At 64.7% G+C, this 8,096-nt stretch carries 8 protein-coding genes; all 8 read right to left on the bottom strand.

Going from position 1 to position 8,096, the window contains the following annotated elements; genetic code table 11:
• The coding region (locus Q1W26_RS19765) for an ABC transporter transmembrane domain-containing protein (protein ID WP_300443754.1) at nt 1-1,138 on the bottom strand (1,138 nt) is incomplete at its 3' end.
• Between the two features lie 200 nt (nt 1,139-1,338).
• Complete coding sequence (locus tag Q1W26_RS19760; protein WP_300443741.1) at nt 1,339-1,650, bottom strand: hypothetical protein; 312 nt, start codon at nt 1,648-1,650, stop codon at nt 1,339-1,341.
• A gap of 61 nt (nt 1,651-1,711) precedes the next feature.
• The gene (gene ispH / locus Q1W26_RS19755; RefSeq protein WP_300443739.1) at nt 1,712-2,644 is read right to left on the bottom strand and encodes a 4-hydroxy-3-methylbut-2-enyl diphosphate reductase; all 933 of its coding nucleotides are present in this window, start codon (nt 2,642-2,644) and stop codon (nt 1,712-1,714) included.
• Nucleotides 2,645-2,666: 22 nt separating this feature from the next.
• Nucleotides 2,667-3,098 carry an FKBP-type peptidyl-prolyl cis-trans isomerase gene (locus tag Q1W26_RS19750; protein WP_300443733.1) on the bottom strand — a complete coding sequence of 144 codons (432 nt, stop codon included), beginning with the start codon at nt 3,096-3,098 and terminating at the stop codon, nt 2,667-2,669.
• A complete protein-coding gene (lspA, locus tag Q1W26_RS19745) occupies nt 3,095-3,589 on the bottom strand; it encodes a signal peptidase II (protein ID WP_300443722.1) in 495 nt (164 codons plus the stop codon). Before lspA ends, Q1W26_RS19750 begins: the two co-directional genes overlap by 4 nt.
• Nucleotides 3,590-3,616: 27 nt before the next feature.
• Nucleotides 3,617-6,478, bottom strand: a complete 2,862-nt coding sequence (gene ileS / locus Q1W26_RS19740) for an isoleucine--tRNA ligase (RefSeq protein WP_300443715.1) — start codon at nt 6,476-6,478, stop codon at nt 3,617-3,619.
• A gap of 19 nt (nt 6,479-6,497) precedes the next feature.
• Complete coding sequence (locus Q1W26_RS19735; protein WP_300443705.1) at nt 6,498-7,430, bottom strand: bifunctional riboflavin kinase/FAD synthetase; 933 nt, start codon at nt 7,428-7,430, stop codon at nt 6,498-6,500.
• 102 nt (nt 7,431-7,532) lie between these two features.
• A partial coding sequence (locus Q1W26_RS19730) for a tRNA guanosine(34) transglycosylase Tgt (RefSeq protein ID WP_300443694.1) occupies nt 7,533-8,096 on the bottom strand: 564 nt, incomplete at its 5' end.

Below are 8,096 nucleotides of genomic sequence, written 5' to 3'. Positions count from 1 at the left end.
CGAGCGTCTTGAGGGTTTCGAGGCCGACCAGGCTTTCGATGAGGGTGGCGTTGCGTTGGGCGCTGGCCCGGTAGGTGGTTTCGGTAAGCTCGTGCATCTTGTCCTGCGCCACGAGGGTGACGAACAGCACGGCAAGCATCCCGACCAGCGGCGGCAGCAGCAGCCACGGCGAGATCCATACCATCGCCAGCAGGAAGAGCAGCACGAAGGGCAGGTCGATCAGCGTAGTGACGGTGGCGGAGGCGATGAAGTCACGCACCCCTTCGAAGGCCCGCAGGTTGGCGGCAAAGGAGCCGACCGAGGCTGGGCGGGCGTCCATCCGCAGGCCGAGGACGCGTTCCATGATGCGCGCCGAGAGTTGCACGTCGATGCGCTTGCCGGCCGTGTCGACGATGTAGGCCCGCAGCGTGCGCAGCATGAAGTCGAAGCCGAGCACCAGGATTGCACCGATGGCCAGCACCCACAGGGTTTCGACCGCGTGGTTGGGAACGACCCGGTCATAGACCGTCATCGAGAACATCGGGATGGCGAGGGCGAAGAGGTTGATGACCAGCGCGGCCAGCAGGGTGTCGCGATAGAGGCGCCAGTTTTCGAAGACGGTGCCCCAGAACCAGTGGGCTGCCCGCACTGCCCGGACCTGCGGGGCGCGGGCCTCGAAACGGAAGCGCGGTTGGACGAAGCACACGAGGCCACTGTATATGGCGGCGAGTTCGTCAGCGGACATCTCGTGGGCGGATTCGCCGGCTTCGGGGAAACGGACCCGCGCACCGCCATCCGGCAGGTGTTCGAGCAGTACGCAGGCGCGGCGGTCGTGGAGCAGCAGGATGGCCGGCAGCATGCCGGGCAGCATCTCGGCCAGGGGCTTTCTTACGATGCGGGCGGCAAGCCCGGCGCGGGACGCTGCGCGGGGCAGCAGTGACGGGGTCAGGCGGTTGTCGACCAGCGGCAGGCCGGCAGAGAGGGCGGCGGCCGTGAAGGGCTTGCCGTGCAGCTGGGTCATGACGACCAGCGCGTCGAGCAGGGGGTCTTCATGGGTGGCGGCTTCGCCGGGGTGCCAGTTGTTGTCGGTGGCGGAAGCGCCGCTCCCTTGCTGGGAGAGCGTGTCCTGGGGGGCGGCGGAGGGTGCAGCGTCGGTCATCGGCACAATCGTGTGGTGGTCGTTTCTTTACCGTCTGGGGCAGGACCCCAGGCGGGAAAAATTGCCGGTCATACCGGCAGGCGTCCGGATTGTAGGGATAACGGGTGACGAAGGGGGAACTTGAGCCTCAAGGCAGTGTGTTGCAGAAAGTGGCTTGCCGGTGGAATACCCGGCGAAACGGGCCCCTTGCGGGCCCGGCGTCAGATCACGTCGTCGGGACCGAGGAGGTTGAGTCCGTGACGCAGGCGGGCGCGGGCACCCTTGCGGGCGAGGAGCTTGCGCTGGGCCTCCGGGGGCAGGTCGGTGAGGCGCAGCAGGCCGCGATCAATGAGTACATCGACGACGTCTTCGATAACGCGGATCAGGTCGGCGTCGAGACGGGTGAAATCAGCCGAGCCGGTGAGCTCGGCGGTGTCGGGATGGCCGTTCGGGAGTTCTTCTTCATGGCCCGGCCCGGCTTCGCTGAAAAGTGCAATAACCTGGCCTGCGGAATCTCGTTGAACGTAGGGCATGGTGAGGGTCGGATCGGATCGTGAAGTCGGAAAAAAGGCTGCCCGGGGGCAGCCTCTGTGTTCAGGCAGCGGGGGCCTGGAGTTCTTTGGGGAGCGGAAAGGTGATTTTTTCCGGCACGCCGTCAAGCGGCCGCACGGAGGCTGCGCCGAGGGCCTTGAGGCGGGTGATGACCGATTCGACCAGCACCTCCGGCGCCGATGCGCCAGCCGTCACGCCGATGCGCTGTTTGCCGACAATCCACGCCGGATCGATGGAGTCCGCGTCGTCGATGAGGTAGGCGGGCACCTTCAGCAGCTCGGCCACTTCGCGCAGACGATTGGAGTTGGAGCTGTTGGTGGAGCCGACGACCAGCACCAGATCCGACAGGGGGGCCATGAATTTCACGGCGTCCTGGCGGTTCTGGGTGGCGTAGCAGATGTCGTCTTTCTTGGGGCCGATGATGTTCGGAAAGCGCTCGCGCAGCGCGCCGACAATGGCACCGGCGTCGTCCACCGAGAGCGTGGTCTGGGTGACGTAGGCGAGCAGGTCGGGATTCTTGACCTGCAGGCCGGCCACGTCGGCCGCGCTTTCGACGAGGTAGATGCCGTCTTTGATCTGACCCATCGTGCCTTCGACTTCCGGGTGGCCCTTGTGGCCGATCATGATCAGCTCGCGGCCCTGTTCGCGCATGCGGGCAACTTCCAGGTGCACCTTGGTGACCAGCGGGCAGGTGGCGTCGAAAACACGCAGGCCACGGGTTTCCGCTTCGCTGCGCACGGCCTGGGAGACACCGTGGGCACTGAAGATGACGGTGTTGCCGGCCGGTACGTCGGACAGGTCTTCGATGAAGACGGCGCCCTTGGCACGCAGGCCTTCGACGACGAAGCGGTTATGGACGACTTCGTGGCGCACGTAGATGGGCGCGCCGAACTGCGCCAGGGCGCGTTCGACGATCTCGATGGCGCGTTCTACGCCGGCGCAGAAACCACGGGGGTTGGCGAGCAGGACTTCCATTTGATTCCTCGTGCTGCGGGGCTTAGCTGACGCCGATCACTTCGACTTCGAAGCGGATGGACTTGCCGGCCAGCGGGTGGTTGAAGTCGATGATCGCGTGGGTGTCGAGCACTTCGCGGATCAGGCCCGGGTAACGGGTGCCGTCCGGCGCGGTGAACTCCATGATGACCATCGGTTCGACTTCGGCGCCGGTGGGGAAGTCTTCGAGGCGAACCTTTTCGACGAGATCTTCACGGTGCGCGCCGAAGGCGTTTTCCGGCTCGAGCAGGAAGGTGTGGCGCTCACCGATGGTGATGCCGGCCAGGCAGCGTTCGAGCGTGGGGGCGATGTCGCCGCGGCCCAGCTGCAGCGTGGCAGGCTTGGATTCAAAGGTGCTGATCAGGGGCTGGCCACTGTCGAGGGTGATGCGGTAGTGCAGGGTCAGCAGGCTGTCGGGCTGGACGATCTGGGTCATGAAAGTTTCTCTTGGGCGAGGGTGTGGCGATGTTCGCGCAGTTGCGCGAGGATCATCAGTACAACGCCGATGCAGATGGCGGAATCCGCCACATTGAAGGCCGGCCAGCCGTAGCGGCCGATGTGGAAATACAGGAAGTCGACAACCGCGCCGAAGACGAAGCGGTCGATGACGTTGCCGATGGCGCCGCCGATGATCAATGAGAAGGCCAGTGGCTGCAGCAGTTCGTGCTGGTGGCGGGCCAGCAGACGCAACAGCCAGCCGCAGATGCCGGCGGCCAGTGCCACGAAGAACCAGCGCTGCCAGCCTCCCTGGTCGGCCAGGAAGCTGAAGGCCGCGCCGGGGTTGAAGGCCAGGACCAGGTCGAAGTAGTCGGTGACGCGGATTACCTCGCCGTTGCGCAGTGCGCCGCGGACGAGGTGCTTGGTCCATTGGTCCACCAGCACGACGATGGCCGACAGGCCGATCCAGTTGCCGAGGCGTAATTTCAAGGGCAGGCTCCTGAGGCGTGGGTAAGCTTACGCATGGGCGCGAGCTTCGCCGGCGCCGTGCAGGTTTGACGTGCAGCGGCCGCAAAGTTCCGGATGCGCGGCATCGTGTCCCACGTCGTCCCGGTAATGCCAGCAGCGCTCGCACTTCTTGTGGGCAGACGGGGTGACCAGAATGGCTTCGTCAGCGTCGTTGCCAACCTTGTGCAGCGTGGTTCTGGAGCAGATCAGCACGAAGCGCAGGTCGTCGCCGAGGCTGGCCAGCAGGTCGAACGCATTGCCGGCAAGGCTGATCTCGACTTCGGCCTGCAGCGATGAGCCGACCAGCCCGGACGTGCGGACGGCTTCGATTTCTTTTTGCACGTCGGCGCGGATTGCACGGATGGCGCTCCAGCGTTCGAGCAGGGCTTCCTCGCCGTTCTGGGCGGGCAGCGTGTGGAAGGCGTGGAGCATAACGCTGTCGTCGGCGTTCTTGCTCAGCAGCTGCCAGATTTCCTCGGCGGTGAAGGACAGGATCGGCGCCATCAGCTTCACGACGGATTGCAGGATGTGCCACAGGGCGCTCTGGGCGGAGCGGCGGGCGACGGACTTGGCCTGGGTGGTGTAGAGGCGATCCTTGAGGATGTCCAGATACACCGCGCCCAGGTCTTCCGAGGCGAAGTTTTGCAGGGCCTGGACGATGCGGTGGAACTCGTAGCTGGCGTAATCGGCTTCGGCCTGGGTCTGCAGCTTGCGGGTCAGGGCCAGCGCGTAGCGGTCGATCTCCAGCCATTGATCCACCGGCAGCATGTCGGTGGCCGCGTCGAAGTCGGAGGTGTTGGCGAGCAGGAAGCGCAGGGTGTTGCGCAGGCGGCGGTAGGTTTCGACGACGCGGTCGAGGATCTCCTTGGAGATCGACAGCTCGCCCGAGTAATCGGTGGAGGCGACCCACAGGCGCAGGATGTCGGCGCCGAGCTTGCCGGTGACTTCCTGCGGCACGACCACGTTGCCCAGCGATTTGCTCATCTTGCGGCCGCTGCCGTCCACGGCGAAACCGTGGGTGAGCAGCGCCTTGTAGGGCGGGTGGCCGTCGATGGCGCAGCCGGTGAGCAGCGACGAGTGGAACCAGCCACGGTGCTGGTCGGAACCTTCGAGGTAAAGATCGGCGCGCGGGCCGGTGGCGTGCCCATCGTTGTGGGAGCCGCGCAGCACATGCCAGTGGGTCGTGCCGGAGTCGAACCACACGTCGAGGGTGTCGCTGATCTTGTCGTACTGGCTAGCTTCGGCGCCGAGCAGTTCGGCCGGATCAAGCTTGAACCAGGCTGCGATGCCTTCCTTCTCGATGCGCTGGGCGACTTCTTCCATGAGTTCGACGGTGCGCGGGTGGAGCTCGCCCGTGGCCTTGTCGAGGAAGAAGGGAATCGGTACGCCCCAGTTACGCTGGCGCGAGATGCACCAGTCGGGCCGGTTGGCGATCATGGCGTGTAGCCGAGCCTGGCCCCAGGACGGGAAGAACTGGGTCGCATCCACGCCGCCAAGGGCGAGTTCGCGCAGGCTCGGGCCACCGTTGGGCTTGAGATCCATGCCGACGAACCACTGGGCGGTGGCCCGGTAGATCAGCGGCGTTTTGTGGCGCCAGCAGTGCATGTAGCTGTGGGTGATTTTCTCGTGGGAGAACAGCGCCCCGACTTCCTGCAGCTTTTCGACGATGACCGGGTTGGCCTTCCAGATGTGCAGGCCACCGAAGAAGGGCAGGGACTCGGCATACACGCCGTTACTTTGCACCGGGGTGAGGATGTCGTCGTTGGTGAAGCCGTTGGCCTTGCAGGAGTTGAAGTCTTCCAGACCGTAGGCCGGGGCAGAGTGAACGATGCCGGTACCGGCGTCGAGGCCCACGTAGTCGGCCACGAAGACCGGCGAGACGCGGTCATAGAACGGATGACGGAAGGTGATCCGGTCGAGCTTGCTTCCAAGAAGACTGTGGTCAAATTTACTCAATGGATCCTTGCGCTCGATTCCGAATCGGGTCAAACACTCTTCTTTGAGATCACTGGCGAGAAGCAAATTTCCCCGCTCTGTTTCGACAAGCGAATACAGAATCTCCGGATGCACATTCAAGGCTTGGTTTGCGGGAATGGTCCATGGTGTAGTGGTCCAAATTACCGCGTATATCGGACCATCGGGAAGTCGATCCAGGCTTCCCTCGAATGCAGCTAAGAGAGCTCCACGTTCGTCTTCTGCGAGCAGAAATCCAACGTCGATGGCCGGGCTGCCCTTGTCCTGGTATTCGACTTCCGCTTCGGCCAGGGCCGAGCCACAGTCGAAACACCAGTTGACCGGCTTCAAGCCCTTGAAGACCCAGCCGCGCTTGACCATCTCGGCCAGCGCGCGAACTTCACCGGCTTCGTTGCCGAAGTCCATGGTGCGATAGGGGTTGTCCCAGTCGCCCAGTACGCCGAGGCGGATGAAATCCTTCTTCTGCTCTTCGATCTGCTCGCCTGCGTAGGTGCGGCAGAGTTCACGCACCTGGTCGGCGGGCAGGTTCTTGCCGTGGGTGACTTCGATCTTGTGCTCGATGGGCAGGCCGTGGCAGTCCCAGCCCGGCACGTAGGGGGCGTCGAAGCCGGCCAGGGTCTTGGAGCGGACGATGATGTCCTTGAGGATCTTGTTCAGTGCATGGCCGATGTGGATGCTGCCGTTGGCGTACGGAGGGCCGTCGTGCAGCACGAACTTGGGCCGGCCGGCCGCGGCCTTGCGAATCTTCTGGTAGAGCTTGCGCTGTTGCCAGTCGGCCACCCAGTTGGGCTCCCGCTTGGCGAGGTCGCCGCGCATGGGGAAGGGGGTGTCGGTCAGGTTCAGGGTCTTGCGATGCGGCGTGTCTTGCGGGTTCTGCGGCTTGCGGGTTTCGGACATGGTGTGTGCGGCCTGTAATTCAGAGGGGATTCTGGACGAAGTAGGCGCGTGCCTCTTCGGCGTCGCGGGCGATCTGGGCGGTGAGGGCGTCGAGGCTGTCGTAGCGCTCTTCGTCGCGTTGCTTCTTGAGGAAGTTAACGCGGAGGTGGGCGTCGTAGCATTCGGTATCCCAGTCGAAAAGGTGCACTTCCAGGGTCGGGCGGCCGGCATCGTTGATGGTGGGGCGCACGCCGACGCTGGCCACGCCGGGCCAGGGGCGGTCGGCCAGGCCATCGACGCTTACGGTGTAGATGCCCATCAGCGGCGGGCTGCGGTGTTTGAGCTGGATATTGGCGGTGGGAAAGCCGATGGTGCGGCCGATCTTGTCGCCGTGCATGACGCGCCCGCTGATGCTGTAGGGACGGCCGAGGAGGCGGGCGGCGTGGGGCATGTCACCCTCGGCGAGGGCCGCGCGCACGGCGGAGCTGGATACGCGCTCGTCTTCGTGCCTGAAGGTGTGCATGGATTCGACGCCAAAGCCGATTTTGTCGCCGGCGGCCTGAAGCATGGCGAAGTTCCCCTTGCGGCCCTTGCCGAAGCAGAAGTCGTCGCCGATCAGGAGGTGGCGCACACCGAGGCTGTGGACGAGCACGTCTTCGATGAAGGCTTCGGCGGTAAGCCCGGCGAGTTTCTGGTTGAAGCGGCCGATGTAGAGCCGGTCGACGCCCTGGCCTTCGAGCAGCAGGATTTTTTCGCGCAGCGAAGTGAGGCGTCGGGGGCGATCTTCATGGGCGAAGTATTCCCGCGGGTGCGGCTCGAAGGTGAGCACCGCGGCGGGAAGCCCGGTGGCCTCCGACTTTGCCCTCAATTGCGCCAGCAGCGCTTGGTGGCCGCGGTGCACGCCATCGAAGTTGCCAATGGTGAGCACGCAGCCGTGTTCGGCTCGCTCTGGGATTCCACGGAAAACCTGCATTGGGCGGATTCTGGGCAAAAAGGCGGATTATAGCGGCAAGGGGCGGGCGGGCGAAGCCGGCGCCCGAGGGTTGGTGCTGCGTCGGGCGCCGGCTCCTGTGGGCTAGCTGCCCTGGCCGGCGCGCTCCCGGTGGAAGCGGGCGACGTAGTCGGTGAGCGTGCCGGCGGCGATGGCGTCACGCAGGTCGCGCATCAGTTGCTGGTAATAATGCAGGTTGTGGATGGTGGCCAGCCGCGCGCCGAGGATCTCGTTGAGCCGGTTCAGGTGATGCAGATAGCCGCGCGAGAAATTGCGACACGTGTAGCAGTCGCAGCTTTCGTCGAGCGGCCGGGTGTCGGTCTTGTGGCGTGCGTTGCGGATCTTGATGTCGCCGTGGCGGGTGAACAGCCAGCCGTTGCGGGCGTTGCGGGTGGGCATCACGCAGTCGAACATGTCGATGCCGGCCTGCACCGAAAACACGATGTCTTCCGGGGTGCCGACGCCCATCAGATAACGCGGCTTTTCCTTGGGCAGGCGCGGCGCGGTGTGGTGCAGGATGCGCTGCATGTCGTCCTTGGGTTCGCCCACCGAAAGGCCGCCGATGGCGTAGCCGTCAAAGCCGACTTCCTCAAGCCCGGCGAGGGATTCGTCGCGCAGGTTTTCGTACATGCCGCCCTGGACGATGCC

Origin of the sequence: Zoogloea sp. (assembly GCF_030157465.1) — a bacterium.
Taxonomy (GTDB): domain Bacteria; phylum Pseudomonadota; class Gammaproteobacteria; order Burkholderiales; family Rhodocyclaceae; genus Zoogloea.
This window is presented reverse-complemented; position numbering and strand designations above follow the sequence as displayed.